Origin of the sequence: Microbacterium sp. Root553, assembly GCF_001426995.1 — a bacterium.
Taxonomy (GTDB): Bacteria; Actinomycetota; Actinomycetes; order Actinomycetales; family Microbacteriaceae; genus Microbacterium.
The window spans coordinates 187,465-205,142 of the sequence record NZ_LMFY01000001.1; the positions used below are offsets into that span (position 1 = coordinate 187,465).

Consider the following 17,678-nt stretch of genomic DNA (forward strand, 5'->3'; position numbering starts at 1 on the left):
TTCTCGACAGCTCCGGAGGCGCCCACGAACACCGTGACATGCGTGGAGAGATCGCGGAGCACATCCTGAGGCGCGGCGTGCAGCTCCCTCAGGGTCTCCTCGGTCTCCCGCTGTTCCCGCTCCTCGTCGAACGGCAGCCGCGGCGGCGCCACGGGCCCAGACGCGCGGACGCGCGCAGCAGTCCGCCCAGATGTCCGCGATGCAGACCGAGGCGGTCTTCGATGCCGTCGACGACACTCAGCGACTGCGCTCCCTCGGGCTGCCGATCGCCGGAGCGCCAGTAGCTCAGCGTCGCCATCGAGACCGGGTTGCCGTCGTCGATCAGCTGGCTCCGCAGGCGAGCGAGGGTGATGCCCCGTTCCGAGATCGCCGCGCGGAGAGCAGCGGCGAAACGGCCGCCCTGATCGTCGACCCGCTCCGTCATCGTTCCCCGGCGCCGTGTGTCATCGGCGCTCCCTGCGCTCTCTGCGCAGCCGCCGCTCTCGGCGCAGTCGCCGCTCCCGTGCGACCGCCGGCGTCTCGTCGCCGAGGGGGCCGACGTCGCCGGGGAACAGCGCGTCTCGCGCGAGCTGTCGCTCTCGGCATCCGCGTCGGGCATCGGCACCTCCGATGACCGGAGCGAGCACGATCAGAGTCGTCGAGACGAGGAGCACCGCCCGCGCGTCCATGCCCTCCCACTCCGCCCAGATCGCCCCCGTGCCCACCATGAGCCCGGCGGCTCCGACGGCCGACAGCCCCCGTTGCAGGCGGACCATCGCCCGAGCGCCCGAGAGCAGCGGTTCGACCAGACTCACGTCGACACGACGGGGTGCACCATCCGAGACCCACCGAGTCAGCGCCCGTTCCCGCGCGAACTGCAGGACGACTCCTCCGGCCCAGGCCAGGATGCCGAGGGCGGCGCACACCGCGATGGCCGCACCGCTCGCCAGACTCAGCACGTCGATGCCGTTCTCGATGGGCTCGTCCCAGTAGACCGGATCGCAGGTGCGGCACTGCTGCCGCATGAAGACCGAGAGCATGAACGCCGCGAGCGAGATGAGTGTCGCAGTGAGCAGGACGTTCGCGACACGAGCGAGCGCCCGCGCGCTCGGGGCCGAGAGCCAGCCGGGCACGACGGCCCGCATCGCGGCGTCGCGTCGGTCGGCGTCCGCCGCGACTGCCGCGGGGACGAGCCGCTTCCACCGGCCCCGTTGCTCGCCGATGCGCGCCGCGTCGCGCTCGACCCATCGTCGGCCGAGCCGCCGCACGGCCGCCGCACCCGACGCGAGCACGACGAAGACGAGAAGCACGACCCACATCACCGCATCCTCGCGGAGATCTTCGGCGAAGAGCACGGCGAGCGCACAGAGGCCGCCGATGCCCACGAAGGACCAGAACAGCGCCGTGCCCGTGCTCCGCAGCAGCCCAGCGGGCGCGTCGCGGAGCTCGAGGCGCAGGGAGCGCTGCGGCACGGCATCCGGATGCCGTCGCGCCGCCGCCTCGACGGCGCGGAGAGCCGCGAAGCGCTCGATGACGATCACGAACGGGACGACGATCGCCAGCACGGCGGCCACGAGCAGGAAGACGCCCATGCTCGCGCGGAACAGCGGGTCGAGGTCGATCTGCCAGTAGAGCGAAGACAGCGCCTCCTCCCCCACGATCCCGATCACGACGATGCCGACGAACGCGTAGAGCGTGCCGACGATCAGACCGATGCACGTGTCGAGCACAGCCCGCCAGAACGCCCATCCCGGTGACGAGACCTCGACGACGGCCGCAGCGGGTCTCATGCGCTCGTCCGGTCGCGGCGAGCGCGAGTCTGCTCCGCCCTGGTGGAGAGCAGCTCGTCGGCGGGGTACCCGACCTCGGTGAGCGTCAGGCCCCTCGCTGCCAGCACCTTGAATTCGCTGGTGCGGGTGAGCGCGTCGCGCAGCACGACGAGGTCGTCGACGTCGAGGCGGCCCTCGCCCACCGCCGCGCATGCGCCGACAAGCGCTCTGACCATGCTGTGACAGAAGGCATCGGCTTTGACCTCGGCGACCAGCACGCCCTGCGCATCCCTGATCCAGCGGTAGTCGAGCAGGGTGCGGATGGTCGTCGCCTCCTCGCGCGGCTTGCAGTACGCCGCGAAGTCGTGGAGTCCGATGAGCGTCCGCGCCGCAGCATCCATCGCGCTCTCGTCGAGGATGCCGCGGTGCGACGTCGTGTCATGGCGGCGAATCGGGTCGTAGGCGGCGGCTTCGTCGGCGAGCCGGTAGCGATAGCGCCGCCACACGGCGGAGAAGCGCGCATCGAACCCCTCGGGAGCGATCGAGCTGCGTGTCACGCTCACGTCGGAGTAGGCACTGAGGACACCGCGCATGCGCCGGGCGATGGAGGCCGCCGGATCCTGCGGGGTGCGGCCCTGTCGCGACTCGATGCGCGCCCACTGCTCCTCGTCGAGGTCGACGTGCGCCACCTGCCCCTGGGCGTGCACTCCGGCATCCGTGCGGCCGGCGACCACGAACTGCACGTCGGAGCCGACGATGCGCGCGAGCGCCGCCTCGAGGGTTCCCTGCACGGTGCGCAGGGTCGGCTGCTTGGCCCACCCGCGGAAGTGGGTGCCGTCATAGGCGATGTCGAGCCGGATGCGCACGGATAAAGCCTAGGCCGTAGCCGTTCGCCGCCCGATACCGGTCAGATTCCGCCGTCGATCGAGCGGATGAGATCGCCCGGCTCGTCCGGCACCATCACCTGGGTGTCGCGGTTGAGGCTCTCGCCACGGAAGAACCGCTTCGACCGCGGGAACAGGTACCAGGCGAACATGAGCACGAGTCCGATGGCGAGCGAGCCGATGCCGATCACGAAGGTGCCGCCGATGCCGAAGAGGACGGTGTAGCCGTAGTCGACGTCCCACATGTCGATGGCCGACTGCACGAAGGCGCCCGTGAGCATGAGGCCTCCGAGCAGCGGGAATAGACCCTTGAAGAAGAAGTCGCGCGCCGACGAGGTGAGGTCCTTACGGAAGTACCAGACGCAGGCGAAACCGGTGATGGCGTAGTAGAACGCGATCGCGAGTCCCAGCGACAGGATCGAGTCCTGCAGGATGTTGTCGCTGATCAGGGTCATCCCGACGTAGTAGGCCGAGGCGACGACACCCATGACGACGGTCGAGAACGACGGCGTCTTGAAGGTGGGGTGCACCTCCTTGAACTTCGCGGGCAGTGCGCGGTAGACCCCCATCGCGAGGGTTCCGCGTGCGGTCGGGAGGATCGTCGTCTGCGTGGAGGAGACCGCCGAGATGATCACGGCGACGACCAGCATCCAGCCGAACGGCCCGAGCAGGCCGTCCTTGATCGCGAGGAAGAAGTCGTCGGCATTGGCCTCGTTGCCCAGGCCCGTCCCCGTGTCGCCGAGTCCCGCGTACATCATCGCCGCGATCGTGACGCCCACGTAGGTGAACAGCAGGATGACGGTCGTCAGCAGTGCGGCACGCCCCGGGATCTTCTTCGGGTCCTTCGTCTCCTCGTTGAGGGCGAGACAGGTGTCCCAGCCCCAGTAGATGAAGAGCGCGAGCAGGATCGCCTCGGTGAAGCCCGACCAGTCGGTGAAGGCGAACGGGTTCAGCCACTCGAGGTCGAACGGCGTGGGATCGGGGGCCGTGCCTCCGAAGAACTGCCACAGCGCGGCCACGACGAAGATCGCCAGAGCAAGGTACTGGATGCCGAGAAGGATGTTCTGGATGCGTTCGCCGATCTCGACACCGCGCCAGCTCACCCACGTCATGGCGGCGATGAAGAGCACCGCGACGAGGATGATCCGCCAGTCGTTGTTCTCGAGATCGAATCCGATCAGCGACCAGAAGTACACCGACGCGATCTGGGCGAGGTTCGCGAGCACGACCATGCCGGCGACGGCGACGCCCCAGCCGCCCATCCAGCCCACCCAGGGACCGAACGCCTTCGTCCCCCAGGTGAACGTCGTCCCGCAGTCGGGCACCGCGTTGTTGAGCTCGCGGTAGGCGAACGCGATGAGGAGCATCGGCACGAAGGCGATGATGAAGGCGATCGGCGCCTGCGCTCCGACGGCGAGCACCACGAATCCGAGCGTCGCGACCAGCGAGTACACCGGCGCAGTGGACGCGAGACCGATGACGGTGGACCCCCACAGGCCCAGCGAACCGGTGGCGAGCCCCTTGCCGTCGGGGCGTTCGAGATGGATCGGCGTCGTAGCTGACATGCTCAGAAGATACGGCCGCCACGCTTATCGCGTCAATCGTTTTCTTCGCGCGACGATTTCCGATGGTGCGGTCCCGCTACCGCGACGGAATCGGTGGAACTAGGCCCGCCCCGTCATCGCGTCGGCATGATCGGCCACCCACTCGACGAGAGGGAGCATCCGCTGCATGAGATCACGTCCGAGCGGCGTCAGGCTGTATTCGACATGCGGAGGCACGGTCGGGAACGACTCACGATGCACGAGGCCATCGTCGGCGAGCGTGCGCAGAGTCGACGCGAGCATCTTCTCGCTGATCCCGCCCACCTCGCGCCGCAGCTCGCCCCAGCGCTGGGTGCCGTCCGACAGCGACGACAGCACGAGCACACCCCATTTGCTCATCACGTGGTCAAGGACGACCCGCGTGCTGCACCCGGGCTCGAAGACCTGCGGCGTGGATTCCCGGATCTGCGCATAACTAACCGTCACGTAGGTACCTTACATCAAAGTGGGTACCCACGATCTGGAATGCCCGGTCGCCTCCCCGAGGTTGATGCACGTGTCACCTACGAAAGGACACCCCATGACCATCCTCGTCACCGGCGCGACCGGCAATCTCGGACGCCTCGTCATCGCCAGCCTGCTCGAGCGCGGAGCGGACCCCCAGTCGATCGTCGCCGGCGCCCGCGACGTCGCGAAGGCCGCCGACCTGGGTGTGCGGGTCGCTCACCTCGACTACGCGGAGCCTGCGACGATCGCCGCCGCACTCGACGGCGTCGACTCGGTGCTGCTGATCTCGGGCTCGGAGGTCGGCCAGCGCACTGCCCAGCACCGGGCGGTCATCGACGCCGCGACGGATGCGGGTGTCACCAAGTTCGTGTACACCAGCGCCCCCAAGGCCACCACGAGCGACCTCGTGCTCGCACCCGAGCACAAGGCCACCGAGGAGCTCATCGTCGCCTCGGGTCTGCCGTCCGTGATCCTGCGGAACAACTGGTACACCGAGAACTACGCCGCGGACCTCTCCCGCGCATCCGAGACCGGCGTGCTCGCCGCCGGCGCGGGGTCCGGACGTGTGGCCTCGGCCAGCCGCAAGGACTTCGCCGACGCCGCCGCCGTGGTGCTGCTCGAAGACGGCCACCTCGGTCAGGTGTACGAACTCGGCGGCGACGTCGCCTGGAGCTACGACGATCTCGCCGCGGCCATCGCCGAGATCTCCGGCCGTGAGGTCGTCTACCACTCGCTGACGCCCGACGAGCAGCGCGAAGGCCTCCTGGCCGCCGGCCTCGACGAGGGCACGGCAGGATTCGTCGTCGCCCTCGACGCGGGAATCGCCTCCGGCGCACTCGGCGACACCGACGGCACCCTCTCCCGCCTCATCGGTCGGCCGACCACGCCGCTGGTGGACGGCCTGCGCGCGATCGCCTGAGACCGCCACGCAGCACGAAGGCGCCGGCCCCTGAGGGGTCGGCGCCTTCGTCGCATTCACACGAGCGCGGCGGTCTCCGGAAGACGAGAGGACTCGCGCGGATGCACGTAGGCGACGGTGAGCACGATCGCCGTGACGGCGAGACCGTCGGCGGCGAGCAGATCGGCCACGGCCGCCCGGACCGCACGCAATGTCTCGATCGCGTTCGCCGTGTACTCGATCCCGAGGGAGGATTCGACGCGCACGCCGCCCTCGCCGCCCATCACTGCGACGAGAGGCTCGTTCGCTGCGGTCACACCCAGCGCCGCAGCGCCGGTGCCCACCAGGTTCGAGACGAGCGAGCCCGCCCGGTAGACGTTCCGCACGCCGGGAGTGCCCAGCACGGCCGCCTGAACCCGCTCGGCGAGCCCGTCATGCACCATCGTCGTCATGATCTGTCCTCCGTCGAACGACTCACCCTCTGGACGTCACGCACCGTGACGTCGATCGCGGTCACCGTGAGATCCGTGTGGGTCTGCACCCGCTCTGCCACCTCTTCGCGAAGCCGCTCGACCGCCAGCGGGATCGACTCGCCGTAGAACGCGTTGACCTCGATCGAGATCCGGATCCGCGCACCGGGAGTGGTGACGTCGCCCTCCAGCTCGGAATGACCGACGAGGATGCCGGGGACCGAGTTCTCCGCCGATCTGATCAGGCCACGGACCGCGCCCTCGGTGATCCCGAAGTCGGACGCAGGGTCGGGATCGGCGAACGGGATACGGCGTCCGGCACGCGCGTCGAGCGCGATGCCGCTGAGGATCCGGTCCACCCAGCTGTCGTCGACCTCGGGCATCGCCGCGGTGTCGGCAGCGATGAGCTCGCCGCCGAGTCCGCGGAGCTGCTCGAGAGCGTCGAGAGCCAGCTGGCACCCCGGGGATCCCTCGATGGAGGGGTCGGTGGGCTCGCGCCCGGCCTCGAGGTAGTCCGTCAGCTCTTCGAGGGTGTGCCCGTCGAGATCGCCCGGCTCCAGTCCGAGTTCGCGCACTTCGACGTCGGGAGTGCCCTGGGCCTCGGGAACCTCGGGAACGCCCTGGTCCTCGGGAGTGTCGTGGACCTCGGGAACCTCTTGGGCCTCGGGAGCACCCTGGGCCTCGGGAGTGTCGTGGACCTCGGGAGTGTCGTGTTCGTGTTCGTGTTCGTATTCGTCGGTCATCGCCATGCCTCCATTCGCACGATCATGGATTTACGAGCTCGAGCGAGGAGGCCACGTGCCGTCGACACCGAGATGTCGAGCTCGGTCGCGATCTCGTCGTAGGAGTAGCCGCCCATCTCGCGCAGCACCCAGCATTCGCGCTGCGCGGCCGGAAGCTCCTGCAGGGCCGCGCCCAACGCCGCGACCCCGGCTCGCGCCTCGGCGACGCGGTCGGGCGAGGTCTGCGCGGGAGCGGACTGCTCGACATCATCGACGTCGACCGTGGGACGCAGCGCGCGGATGCGGTCGACGGCCTTGCGGCTCACGATGCGCATCAGCCAGCTCTTGACCTTGGACGGATCGTCGAGTTCCGAGAAACGCTGCCAGGCGGTCACGAACGCCTCCTGCACGATGTCGTCGACATCTGCCGAGGCGTTCAGCATCCGTTGTGTGTATGCGCGCATCATCGGGGTGTACCTGCGCACGAGCACTGCGAACGCGGCGACGTCGCCGTCCATCGCCCTGCTGGCGACGAGCCGGTCGTCCGCTTCTTCCAGCGCAGATCGAAATCGTTCCCCGACCATCTGGTGACCCCCTCGTGTGACCCCTGTGAGAGATTCGGAGCGGACCCGCGATCGGATGGGACCCCCGTCCCCCCGATCGCGCGGTCTCCGCGTCCGAACCCTCTCATCCGTCCGCTGCCCTGCGACTCAGAGCACACGCATGTCGGGCTCGGCGGGGACGTCGTCCTCGTCGTCCGACGGGATGTGCACGTCGTTGATCGTCACGTTGATCTCGACGGCCTGCTTGCCGACGTAGTCGGACATCGCACGGGCGACCGCGGCCCGGACGTCGTCAGCGACGGTGTGCAGCGCTGCGGGGTATTCGGCGACGATGGTGATGTCCACGGCGACCTGGGTCTCGCCCACCTCGACGCGGACTCCCTGCGTGAGGTCGGTGGAGTTGAGAGCGTCGCGGATGGCGCCGACCGCACGTGCCGCTCCGCCGCCGAGGGCGTGCACACCGTTGACCTCGCGCGCCGCGATTCCGGCGATCTTCGCGACGACGTTGTTCTCGATGATGGTCTCGCCCGTGGACGCGGCCTCGTTCGTCGTGGTGCCGGCCTGTGCCTTGGCCTGGGTTCCGTTCGTGACGTTCGCCATGATGCGCTCCTTCGTAGTCAGTGTTCCCGCCGCAGGGGCGGTTCGCAGTTCAGCGACACTACTAGGACGGATCCCGGGGACGATTCGTCACAAAGAAGTGCGGATCGTCTCTCCGACGGCTCCGAGAACACGGGCTGCCGGCGGGAGGAGCCCGCACCTCGAGGGGAACGGGCTCCCGGCGCTCAGGGGAGGTCGGAGACGTCGACCTCGTCGTCGTCTCCGTCCGCGCGCTGCTCCTCGCCGGGGGTCACGTAGTCCGGCTCCGGATCACGGTCGGTGGTCACGAAGTCGGCGTCGACTCCGATCGCGTCGATCCCTGCGTTGTCGTCGGGTGCTGCCTGCGGGTCTGACATGATCGCTCCGATCTGCTGCTGCGGAATGGGAGTGCCAGTCTCTCCGCGACGGCGGCGCCGCGGCATCCCCCTTGACAGGGGCGATCCGAGGATGGCGCGACGGCGGTTCTTCCCCCGGATACGCGAAAACCCCCGGCGAACCGGGGGTTTGTCTGATGTAGCAGGAGCGGGGCTTGAACCCGCGACCTCACGATTATGAGTCGTGCGCTCTGACCAGCTGAGCTACCCTGCCGCACCGCATCCGCATCGCAGATACGAACACCGTGAGCCCCGAGTCAGGATTGAACTGACGACCCCTTCCTTACCATGGAAGTGCTCTGCCACTGAGCTATCGGGGCGTGCTGCCCCTCGCGGGGCAACCACACGAGAATACCATCACAGTGGCGTCCTCATGAAATCGAGGTGGGTCAGTACGAGTACCGGCCCGCATTCTCGCGCAACCACGGCAGCGGGTCGATGGTGCTGCCGTTGATGATGATCTCGAAATGCAGGTGCGCACCGTACGAACGACCGGTGTTTCCGGTGTGGCCGACGATGTCGCCGACCTTCACGGTCTGGCCGGCCTTGACCTGGAGCGAGCCGTACTGCATGTGCGAGTAGTGGCTCGTGACGATCTGTCCGTCGATCACGTGGTCGATGTAGACGGTCACACCGTAGGCGCCGCCCTGCTCGGTGGCGATGCGGACGACGCCGTCGGCCACCGCCTGGATGGGAGCTCCCTCGCCGGGGACGAAGTCGATGCCCTCGTGCAGACGACCCCAGCGCATTCCGTAGCCCGAGCTCATGCCCACGCCCACCTTGAACGGCCACTGGATGGCTGCCTCGGGGTCGTTGGTGAAGACTTCGTTGGAGTAGTTGATGCCCTCTTCGGACGCCACCTGGATCAGCGACACCGTCGAGAAGCTGTCGGAGCGCGTGAGCGACTCGTTCTGCACGTCGGACGAGGTGACGAACGCCTGGATCTCGTCATCGGCGGCGCCGGCCTTCTGAGCCCCGGAGGCGGCCACGAGGGAGGTCGCTGCGAGGGTCGGGGATCCCTGCACCGCGGCGACGGCCTCGGCCGGGAGGGTCATGCCGACAGCGAGGAGTCCGGCGAGGCTCATCACGCCGACGGTGGCGCCGACGGCCAGGAACTTGCGTGCCTGAGGGCGACGGCGCGCGACGTGCACGGTGGGCTCGGCCTCATCGTCGTTACGGTCCGCTGCCGCGGCGGGCATCGGGATGCTGCCGGAGGCCACGGAGCGGAACGCGCGGGACGCGCTCTCGAAGGCGTCTTCTTCCTCCGACGACGGCGACGGGTCGCTCTCGTCGGATCCGTCGGCGTCACTCGCCTCGGCCTCGGCGGCCGGGACCGGCGCTTCCGGGGCGTCGACCGCGTGCTCGAGGACATCGTCGGTGTCGGGGATCTCGACGATCTCAGCCGACTCGGCCGCCGCTGTCGCTGCAGCGACGGCGGCCGCCGCGACGATGACCTCGGCGGTGTTCAGGCGTTCGCGGGCAGCGCGACGCGACGAAGGGTTCTGAGGAGCGACGGGAGCAGCCTCGGATGCGACATCCGGTACTCCGGCCGCGGGGGCCTCGACGGCCGTGGTGCGGGTGCGGCTGGAGCGCCGTGTGGGCACAGAGGCAGCCTGGGAATTCTCGAAGGGCAAAGCAGATTCTCTCGGTCAGACGTCAAGCTCGGGGGCGCTTTGGACAGTCATCGATTCGGGCCGATGAAAGTAACGATCGGATAAACCCTAGCCTGGTCCACCTGAGAATGCCATGAATCGTTCACTTTTCGTCCTCGAGGAGTTCCCGGATGCGGTCGTGCACTGCGATTCCGCCGGCGACGAGCATCGGTCGAGGGGACCCGCCGTCGTCGATCGAGACATGCCCTCCGGCCTCGGCGACGAGGAGCGCCCCGGCCGCATGATCCCAGGGTTTGAGGCCCCGCTCGAAGTATCCGTCCAAGCGGCCGGCGGCCACGAACGCGAGATCGAGCGACGCCGCGCCGGCGCGACGCAGGTCCCTGGCCATGGTCATGACGCGTCGCACCGTGGCGAGGTCGCCGTCATGTGTCGTGGGGTCGTAGCCGAATCCGGTGGCGAGCAGCGCGCCGGCCGGCGTCTCGGTCGTGACCGCGAGCCGCTGCTCTCCCAGCCACCCTCCGCCGCCACGCGCGGCCGTGAACATCTCACCGGATGCCGGCGCATGGATCGCGGCGGCGAGCGCCTCCCACTCCCCCACGACGGCCGCGCCGCGAACCGCGGCGATACTCACCGCGTAGGAGGGGATGCCGTAGGCGTAGTTGACCGTGCCGTCGATCGGGTCGACGACCCAGGTGATGCCGCTGCTGCCCTCGTCGGCATCGGACTCCTCACCGAGGAATCCGTCGTCGGGGCGGGCTGTCTGCAGCCGTGCACGGATGAGCGCCTCGACCTCACGGTCGGCGTCGGTCACGATGTCGGCGAGCGTCGACTTGGTGGCTGCCAGGTGCACGCCTTCTGCCCGCCGCCGACGAGCGAGGTCGCCGGCTTCACGGGCGACGTCCGCCGCCAGAGCGACGAGCTCCGTCTCGATGCTCACTGCGGGGGACGCGGCGGGGCCGGCGGGTAGGCCGAGGGGGCATCGGGGGCCGGCGGGTAGGCCGAGGGGGCCTGCGGGACCGGCGGGGCCGCGGGCCCCTGGGCGTACGGGTCCGGGGCGGTCGGGAAGGGCACGGTCGGGAACGCCTGCGGCGCGGGCGGCGCAGGCAACGACTGCTGCGGCTGTGCGTGCTGCGGGGAGGCGACAGACGGGTGACCGGTGTAGTAGGCGTTCCAGTCCGGAGAACCGTCGGGAAGGGCAGGCAGCGGGGTGCGCCCGTCGGCGTAGGTCGGCCACGCGGGAGCACCGCCCTGCGCGTGGACGATCGCAGCGCTCGCGGGCCGACGCGGTGCGAACAGGGCATTCAGGAGCGGGATGAGCGTGGTGCCCACGGCGGCGAGGATCGTCAGTGCGACGACGATGCGCCAGTACAGCTCGCCGTAGTCGAACGTGTGCGGGAAGGTGAGGAAGAAGATCAGCAGACCCACCAGGCCGCCGAGGAACACGATCGTCGCGATGTAGATGATGCGCGTGAACGTCGTCACGTGGCGCTGCGCCGCAGGGGTGAAAAGCCGCACGTGCAGCAGAGCGAGCTGCAGGATACCGATCACGAGCAGGAGCTGGAAGAACCGCTCGGCACCGGTGAAGTACTGATCGTCTTCGGGCAGCCAGATCTTGACGGCGCCGACGAGCAGCGCGACGATCCAGGTCACCATGCTCGACAGCGCGAGCCAGTCCGGGCGGTTCGGGGCGAGTCCGGCTTCGAGGATCGCGATGCCGGCGAACGCCGCGAGCAGGAGGATCGTGAGGAACGCACGTCCGATCAGACCGTCCTGGTCTCCGATCAGCACCCACACGACGCACACGAGCGCTGCGGCGATCAGTGCACCGATGGCGATCCAGATCGCTCCACGGATGAGGAGGGACATGTTCTTCTTCTCGACCAGCGCCGGGGGCTGCTGGGCGATCTCCGGTTGCGACATCGCGTTCCTCTCGTAGAGCGGGGTTGCGTTCATCCTTGCACGCGTCGGCGCTGTACCGGAGTCGGCGACGCGATCCGTGCACGCAGTCCCGGAGCGGGCCGACGGTGCAGGTCAGGTGTCTCTGCGCGCGGAGGCGGCGGCGAAGGCCGTGATCCGGGCCTGCGCGTCGGCGGTGCCCATCGAGGCGCCGATGGACCGCGCCTCCTCGCTCAGCTGCTCGACGAACGAGCGCTCGGGCTGCGAACGCACCAGACGCTTCGCCTGCCCGTAGGCGTCGGCGGCGCCCGCAAGCCAGAATCGTGCGACCTCCTCGGCGCGCGCACGCACCTTCGCCGCCTCCTGCGCTGCATCGTCGCCCGCGACGAGCTCGGCGACCAGACCCCACTCCACCGCCTCCTCCGCCGTCAGCAGGCGGTCCTGGAGCACGAGCTGCAGAGCACGCCGCTGCCCCACCGCCCGGGCCAGCTGGGCCGAGACGGAGAGGTCGGGGGTGAGGCCGATGTTCGCATACAGGCTGCCGAGGCGCGATCGCGCACCCACGACCGCGTAGTCGCTGCTGAGCAGGATGCCGAGGCCACCACCCGCCGTGGTGCCGTGTGCAGCAGCGACGACCGGCACAGCGGACTCGGTGAGGGCGCGGATGCCGGTGTTGATGACCTCGGCGAGGGCCGTGATCTCGGCCCCGGACCCCATGCTCGTCGCCATCTCGATGACATCGCCGCCCGTGCAGAAGGCGGGACCGGTCGCGTCGATGAGGATCGCCTTGACGTCGCTCCGTGTGGTGGCCTCCGTGGTGGCGTCGCGCCACGCGTGGGCCAGGTCGGAGTTGAAGGCGTTCAAGCGTGACGGACGGTTCAGGGTGAGCCGAGCCATCCCTTCGTCGACCGAGAACAGGATGGCATCGTTCATGGCTTCTCCTTCGAGCGCAGGACGTATGCCCCCAGGGTAATCGTGATCAGCGCTGCTCCCGCACGCGCTCGGCGAAGGCCTCCATGCGTCGTCGCGTTCCGTCCAGGCGGAAGTCCACCTGTCCTGCCGCTCGGATCTCATTGGGCGCCAGCGGATGCGCGAGCCGCACGTTCTCGTGGCAGGAGAGGTCGGCGCAGATGTAGGTGCCGATCGAGTCGCCGCGCGCTCCCGCCTCGCCTGCTCGGCGCGCCGAGAACAGCGACACCTGATTGCCGGGCTGCATCGTGTGGCAGATGTCGCACATGCCGGAGCGGGCCCTGGCGGGGTCGGACACACGCAGGACGATGCCGGAGACCACCCCGTCGTGCTGCGTCAGCAGGTACCCGCGGCGTCCGGCACTCGGATCGCGCCAGGCGAAGAAGTCGAGGTAGTCCCAGTCGATCAGAACGAAATCGAGAGGCATCTCCATGACCCGCAGCTCGTCGTCATCGGCGTTGACGAAGGCGGCACGGACGTCGGTCTCGGTGAGCGCTCGCATCCGTCCAGTCTAAGAACTCCGCGCGGCCGGGGCTCCGCGCCGCTATCCCGCGGCCTGCTGCATCGCGTCGTCGGCCTCGGAGACGATGTCGCGCATGGCCGCAGCGGCGGCATCCGCATCTCCGCTCGCCACGGCGAATGCGACGTCGCGATGCCACTGCACGGCGTTCCGGTCGGCCACGTGCGGCATCAGGTCGTGCGCGGTCCTCCCCCGCAGCACGGCCTCGACGGTTCCGCCGAGGGCTGCGAGCATGCTGTTCCCGGATGATTCGAGAAGGAGCCGGTGAAAGCGGACATCCGCCGACAGATAGCGCTCGTGGTCGGCGTCGTGATCCTCCTGGGCCATCGCCACGACGTGCGAGACCAGCTCGACCTTCTGCTCGGAGCTCGCCGTCTCCGCGGCGAGTCGGGCCGCGAGCGGTTCGATCACGGAACGCAGCTGGCTCAGCTCCCGGAGCTGCTCATCGCGGCCGGGACCCGCGAGGCGCCACGCGATGACCTCGGGGGCGTAGACGTTCCACTGAGCGCGGGGGCGCACCTCGACGCCGGACTTCCGCCGTACCCAGACCAGCCCGAAGGACTCGAGGACGCGGACGGCCTCCCGTGCCGCCGAGCGCGACACTCCTCGTTCCTGCGCCAGCTCCACCGTGAGCATGCGGGAGCCCGGCGGGTGTCGGCCATCGACGATGGCGCGACCGAGCTCCGAGACGAGTGCGTCATGCACGGGACTGGCGGGGCCGGGGGCGCTCATACCTCGAGTATGCACCGGACACCCCTTCACGTGCGTCGTGTGGATGCATTGTGGCTGATATGTTGCGCATTACGTGGTATGCGTGCTTATTATGTACGACATAAGGACGTAGACCACGCCCGGATCAAGGAAGCTCATGGCACTCATCACACCGGTGGCCCACGCGCTCGCGACGGCGGCCACCGACACCCCGACCCTGGATCGCCCGGCAGGGCAGCTGATCACGGCCGCCGTCATCGGCATCGCGATCATCATCGTCCTGATCACCTGGGTGAAGCTGCATCCGTTCCTCTCGCTCACCATCGGCGCGCTCGCCACCGGCGCGATCGCCGGAATGGACATCGCCGCCTCGGTCACCAGCTTCTCGGCGGGCTTCGGCACGACGATGGGCGGCGTCGGCATCCTGATCGCTCTCGGGGCGATCTACGGAAAGCTGCTCGCCGACTCCGGCGGAGCGGACCGCATCGTCGACACGCTCGTCAGCCGTGCGAGCGCCCGCTCGCTCCCCTGGGTCATGGGCCTCATCGGCGCGGTGATCGGCCTGCCGATGTTCTTCGAGGTCGGCCTCGTGCTGCTCGTGCCGGTGATCATCCTGGTCGCCCGCCGCTCCGGCCAGTCGCTCATGCGCATCGCCATCCCGACGCTCGCGGGCCTCTCGGCCATGCACGGGCTCGTCCCCCCGCACCCGGGCCCGCTCGCGGCGATCGACGCGCTCGGCGCCAACCTCGGCCTGACGCTCGCGTTCGGCGTGATCGTGGCGATCCCGGCCGTCATCATCTCCGGCCCGCTGTTCGCCCGCTTCGCCGCACGCTGGGTCGACGTCCCCGTGCCCGAGCTCTTCGTCACCGAAGAGGACGAGGGCGAGACGCAGCGTCGCCGCCCGTCGTTCGGCGCGACCCTGTTCAGCATCCTGCTGCCCGTGTTCCTCATGCTCGCGAAGGCCGTCGCCGACATCTCGGCCGCCGGGTCCGATGCGCCATGGAAGGTCGCGCTCGACTTCCTCGGCACCCCCGTCATCGCCCTGCTGATCGCCGTGCTCGCCGGCTTCTTCATCCTCGGCCGTGGAGCCGGCTTCGACCGCGCGAAGATCAACGACATCGTCGGTTCGTCGCTGGGCCCAATCGCCGGCATCCTGCTCATCGTCGGCGCAGGTGGCGGGTTCAAGCAGGTGCTCGTCGACACGGGCATCGGCAACGTGATCGCCCAGTTCGTCTCGGGATCCTCGGTCTCGGTGCTCGTGCTCGCGTGGCTCGTCGCCGTGGTCATCCGCATCGCCACCGGCTCCGCGACCGTCGCCACCATAACGGCGGCCGGCATCCTGCAGCCGCTCACCGAGACGCTCGACTCCCCGATGGTCGCGCTGCTCGTGCTCGCGATCGGCTCGGGCTCGGTGTTCCTCTCCCACGTCAACGATGCGGGCTTCTGGCTGATCAAGGAGTACTTCGGCCTCAGCATCCCGCAGACGCTCAAATCGTGGACGGTGCTCGAGTGCCTCATCTCGGTCACCGGCCTCGCCGGCGTCCTCGTCCTGAGCATCTTCGTCTGAGCGCGCCATGATGACCGTCAACGCACCCGTCCTCGTCTTCATGGGCGTCGCCAGCACCGGCAAATCCACGGTGGCCGCGATGCTCGCCGGCCGCCTCGGCTGGGCCTTCGAAGAGGGCGACGACCTGCACCCCGAGGCCAACGTCGCCAAGATGGCGGCCGGCCATGCGCTCAACGACGACGATCGGTGGCCGTGGCTCGATCGCATCGCCGAGTGGATAGACGAGCGCATCGCCGCCGGCGAGCCCGGCATCGTGACCTGCTCCGCTCTCAAGCGCAGCTATCGCGACATCCTTCGGCGCGACAACGTCACCTTCGTGCACTTCGCCGGCGACCGTGAGCTGATCCTCGAGCGGATGCTGCGCCGCCAGGGGCATTTCATGCCCGCGACCCTGCTCGATTCGCAGTTCGCGACGCTGGAAGCGCTCGGAGACGACGAGAGGTCGATCGAGATCGACATCGCGCTCACGCCGGCCGAGCAGGCGGCGCAGATCGCGTCGCGCCTGCGCCTGCATCCCGACTACTGACGCGCAGTCGTCCCGCCTCAGAGACGACACGGAAGCCCCGGACGCCCTCCCGCGTGCCCGGGGCTTTCTGCGCGTCAGCCGATGAGCAGTCCGAGGCCCCGGATGCCGGCCACCACCAGATCGTGGTCATCGGCGGAAGGAAGACCCGACACCGTGACGACGGCGACCACCCCCACCCCGTCGACGCGGAGGGGAACCGCCCCGCCCGCGATCGCATAGGTCGCAGGATCCAGCCACCCGGGCTCGTGCATGTCACGGCCGCCGTTCTCGATGCGCGCCTCGAGCAGAGCGGTGCTGGTCTCGAACCGCAACGCCGTCGCTGACTTCTTCGCGGCCCAGACGTCGTTGTCGCCCGTCGCACCGGGCAGGGAGGCGTGGAACAGGATGCCGGATGCCGTGCGCACGTCGACGGCGACGGGCAGGCCGTCGGTCAGAGCTCTCTCCGCGATCGAGCGCCCGAGATGCCAGGCGTCCCGGCGATCGAACCGGCGCAGTACGAGCTCGAGGTGCTCCGCCTCCAACTGCGCGAGCCTCGCGTGATCACTCATCGGCATGCCTCTCTTCTGGATGACTCGCTTCAGACTGTAGCCGCCCCCTCACGCAGCGCACGCCGAATCTCGAGCACCCCGATGACCGCCGGCAGCGTCGTCGTCGGGCTGTGTCGTGACGCGACGGCTCGCTCAACGCGACTCAGCCGAGCTCTCCGGACCCGTAGGGCCGCACGGGCTGCTGCTTCTGGAACGCGTACTCTCCGCCCTGTCGTCCTCCGAACGGGCGCCCGTGGTCGGCGAACTCCTCTCGGTAGTACGCCATCCGCCACGTACCGATCTCGATGCGAGACCCGGTCCGCAGGATCCTGGCGTCATCCTTGCTGTGCGGGAGATTCGGCCGGCCGCCGCCGGTCGGTGCATAGGAGTAGAGGACGTATTCGTCGTCATCGTTGTGCCGGACCTCGGCGTGACGAGCTTCCAGCCCTTCCAGACGTAGATCGGCGTCCGGCCCGGAGCCGATCACGGTGGTTCCGGGAAGAAGGTCGAACTCTCGCGGCCTGCTGAGGTTCCAGTCGCCGGAGCCGACCGCGAAGATCAGTCGGGGTCGGCCGGACCCGGGGAGATAGTGAGTGGTCGTGACCCGTCGACGAACGCCCCGGGACACGGTCGGTACGAGCGGGAACAGCGTCGAGGGAGGTGACGGCAGACGGAAGACATCTCCGCGTTCGCGGTGCTGCGCCTCGGACAGCAACGTGGCGAGGTGTCCGAGTTTGATGTGGGAAGACCCGGCGATCGCCCGCCCGACGGGCCCGGACTTCACGTCGCCGAGCTGAATGAGAGTCCCCCGCGGCCCTTCGACGCGTACGGTCAGACCGCGCCGCGCGAGCCCGTCGGCCAGCGGGCCGAGCTGAGTCAGATCGCGGCGGCTCACCCCGGCGAAACGGGGAGTCGCCTCGAAGGTGACGACGACCTCTCGGCCCGCGGCTCGGACGGTGAATCGCACCGGATCACCGCCGTCAGAGCTGGACTGCTCCACGGTGAGGTCGATATCGAGACGGAGCATCGGAATCGATGCCCC

The 17,678-nt window shown here is 69.0% G+C and carries 21 protein-coding genes and 2 tRNA genes; 3 read left to right on the top strand and 20 right to left on the bottom strand.

The window, feature by feature from the left end; translation table 11 throughout:
* Nucleotides 1-88 precede the first annotated feature (88 nt).
* The 5 genes from ASD43_RS00790 to ASD43_RS00810 form a co-directional block, all read right to left on the bottom strand.
* Entirely contained in the window at nucleotides 89-424 is a 336-nt protein-coding gene (locus ASD43_RS00790) for a hypothetical protein (protein ID WP_056412292.1), read from the bottom strand.
* A 19-nt stretch (nucleotides 425-443) separates the two neighbouring features.
* Entirely contained in the window at nucleotides 444-1,769 is a 1,326-nt protein-coding gene (locus ASD43_RS00795; RefSeq protein WP_056412295.1) for a hypothetical protein, read from the bottom strand.
* The gene (gene truA, locus ASD43_RS00800) at nucleotides 1,766-2,614 is read right to left on the bottom strand and encodes a tRNA pseudouridine(38-40) synthase TruA (RefSeq protein ID WP_056412298.1); all 849 of its coding nucleotides are present in this window, start codon (nucleotides 2,612-2,614) and stop codon (nucleotides 1,766-1,768) included. The genes ASD43_RS00795 and truA overlap by 4 nt, the downstream gene beginning before the upstream one ends.
* A 41-nt stretch (nucleotides 2,615-2,655) precedes the next feature.
* Complete coding sequence (locus ASD43_RS00805; RefSeq protein ID WP_056412301.1) at nucleotides 2,656-4,197, bottom strand: APC family permease; 1,542 nt, start codon at nucleotides 4,195-4,197, stop codon at nucleotides 2,656-2,658.
* Nucleotides 4,198-4,296: 99 nt separating this feature from the next.
* On the bottom strand, nucleotides 4,297-4,662 hold the full coding sequence (locus ASD43_RS00810; RefSeq protein WP_045253415.1) for a winged helix-turn-helix transcriptional regulator: 366 nt from the start codon (nucleotides 4,660-4,662) through the stop codon (nucleotides 4,297-4,299).
* A gap of 94 nt (nucleotides 4,663-4,756) precedes the next feature.
* Between ASD43_RS00810 and ASD43_RS00815 the strand changes: the two genes are divergently transcribed.
* Entirely contained in the window at nucleotides 4,757-5,602 is an 846-nt protein-coding gene (locus ASD43_RS00815) for an SDR family oxidoreductase (RefSeq protein WP_056412304.1), read from the top strand.
* A gap of 56 nt (nucleotides 5,603-5,658) precedes the next feature.
* Here the strand turns inward: ASD43_RS00815 and ASD43_RS00820 are convergent, their stop codons facing one another.
* From ASD43_RS00820 to ASD43_RS00880, 13 genes are all read right to left on the bottom strand, one after another.
* Complete coding sequence (locus ASD43_RS00820; protein WP_056412306.1) at nucleotides 5,659-6,033, bottom strand: hypothetical protein; 375 nt, start codon at nucleotides 6,031-6,033, stop codon at nucleotides 5,659-5,661.
* Nucleotides 6,030-6,794, bottom strand: coding sequence for an Asp23/Gls24 family envelope stress response protein (locus ASD43_RS00825; RefSeq protein WP_082539410.1), 765 nt, complete (start codon nucleotides 6,792-6,794; stop codon nucleotides 6,030-6,032). The genes ASD43_RS00820 and ASD43_RS00825 overlap by 4 nt, the downstream gene beginning before the upstream one ends.
* Complete coding sequence (locus ASD43_RS00830) at nucleotides 6,791-7,357, bottom strand: RNA polymerase sigma factor (protein ID WP_056412310.1); 567 nt, start codon at nucleotides 7,355-7,357, stop codon at nucleotides 6,791-6,793. Before ASD43_RS00830 ends, ASD43_RS00825 begins: the two co-directional genes overlap by 4 nt.
* Before the next feature lie 126 nt (nucleotides 7,358-7,483).
* Nucleotides 7,484-7,936: an Asp23/Gls24 family envelope stress response protein gene (locus tag ASD43_RS00835; protein WP_056412313.1), complete on the bottom strand. Its 453-nt coding sequence runs from the start codon at nucleotides 7,934-7,936 to the stop codon at nucleotides 7,484-7,486.
* A gap of 182 nt (nucleotides 7,937-8,118) precedes the next feature.
* On the bottom strand, nucleotides 8,119-8,289 hold the full coding sequence (locus ASD43_RS00840; protein ID WP_157550657.1) for a hypothetical protein: 171 nt from the start codon (nucleotides 8,287-8,289) through the stop codon (nucleotides 8,119-8,121).
* Between the two features lie 158 nt (nucleotides 8,290-8,447).
* Nucleotides 8,448-8,521 (bottom strand) — tRNA-Met (locus ASD43_RS00845).
* Nucleotides 8,522-8,555: 34 nt separating this feature from the next.
* Nucleotides 8,556-8,627: transfer RNA gene (locus ASD43_RS00850), tRNA-Thr, on the bottom strand.
* A 69-nt stretch (nucleotides 8,628-8,696) separates the two neighbouring features.
* On the bottom strand, nucleotides 8,697-9,911 hold the full coding sequence (locus ASD43_RS00855) for a M23 family metallopeptidase (RefSeq protein WP_235563983.1): 1,215 nt from the start codon (nucleotides 9,909-9,911) through the stop codon (nucleotides 8,697-8,699).
* Nucleotides 9,912-10,062: 151 nt separating this feature from the next.
* Nucleotides 10,063-10,857, bottom strand: coding sequence for an inositol monophosphatase family protein (locus tag ASD43_RS00860; protein ID WP_082539153.1), 795 nt, complete (start codon nucleotides 10,855-10,857; stop codon nucleotides 10,063-10,065).
* Entirely contained in the window at nucleotides 10,854-11,873 is a 1,020-nt protein-coding gene (locus ASD43_RS00865; RefSeq protein ID WP_162247466.1) for a hypothetical protein, read from the bottom strand. The genes ASD43_RS00860 and ASD43_RS00865 overlap by 4 nt, the downstream gene beginning before the upstream one ends.
* 78 nt (nucleotides 11,874-11,951) lie before the next feature.
* Nucleotides 11,952-12,749: an enoyl-CoA hydratase/isomerase family protein gene (locus ASD43_RS00870; protein WP_056412326.1), complete on the bottom strand. Its 798-nt coding sequence runs from the start codon at nucleotides 12,747-12,749 to the stop codon at nucleotides 11,952-11,954.
* A gap of 46 nt (nucleotides 12,750-12,795) precedes the next feature.
* Nucleotides 12,796-13,287 carry an FBP domain-containing protein gene (locus ASD43_RS00875; protein WP_056412328.1) on the bottom strand — a complete coding sequence of 164 codons (492 nt, stop codon included), beginning with the start codon at nucleotides 13,285-13,287 and terminating at the stop codon, nucleotides 12,796-12,798.
* 42 nt (nucleotides 13,288-13,329) lie between these two features.
* Nucleotides 13,330-14,037 carry a FadR/GntR family transcriptional regulator gene (locus ASD43_RS00880; RefSeq protein ID WP_056412329.1) on the bottom strand — a complete coding sequence of 236 codons (708 nt, stop codon included), beginning with the start codon at nucleotides 14,035-14,037 and terminating at the stop codon, nucleotides 13,330-13,332.
* Between the two features lie 136 nt (nucleotides 14,038-14,173).
* Between ASD43_RS00880 and ASD43_RS00885 the strand changes: the two genes are divergently transcribed.
* Together ASD43_RS00885 and ASD43_RS00890 are read left to right on the top strand one after the other, a co-directional pair.
* Complete coding sequence (locus tag ASD43_RS00885) at nucleotides 14,174-15,583, top strand: GntP family permease (protein ID WP_082539154.1); 1,410 nt, start codon at nucleotides 14,174-14,176, stop codon at nucleotides 15,581-15,583.
* A 10-nt stretch (nucleotides 15,584-15,593) separates the two neighbouring features.
* Entirely contained in the window at nucleotides 15,594-16,109 is a 516-nt protein-coding gene (locus ASD43_RS00890; protein WP_056418811.1) for a gluconokinase, read from the top strand.
* A 74-nt stretch (nucleotides 16,110-16,183) separates the two neighbouring features.
* On the opposite strand, the gene ASD43_RS00895 is transcribed toward ASD43_RS00890, so the two are convergent.
* Nucleotides 16,184-16,657 carry a heme-binding protein gene (locus tag ASD43_RS00895; RefSeq protein WP_056418815.1) on the bottom strand — a complete coding sequence of 158 codons (474 nt, stop codon included), beginning with the start codon at nucleotides 16,655-16,657 and terminating at the stop codon, nucleotides 16,184-16,186.
* 142 nt (nucleotides 16,658-16,799) lie between these two features.
* Complete coding sequence (locus tag ASD43_RS00900; protein WP_056412334.1) at nucleotides 16,800-17,663, bottom strand: FHA domain-containing protein; 864 nt, start codon at nucleotides 17,661-17,663, stop codon at nucleotides 16,800-16,802.
* Between the last annotated feature and the right edge of the window lie 15 nt (nucleotides 17,664-17,678).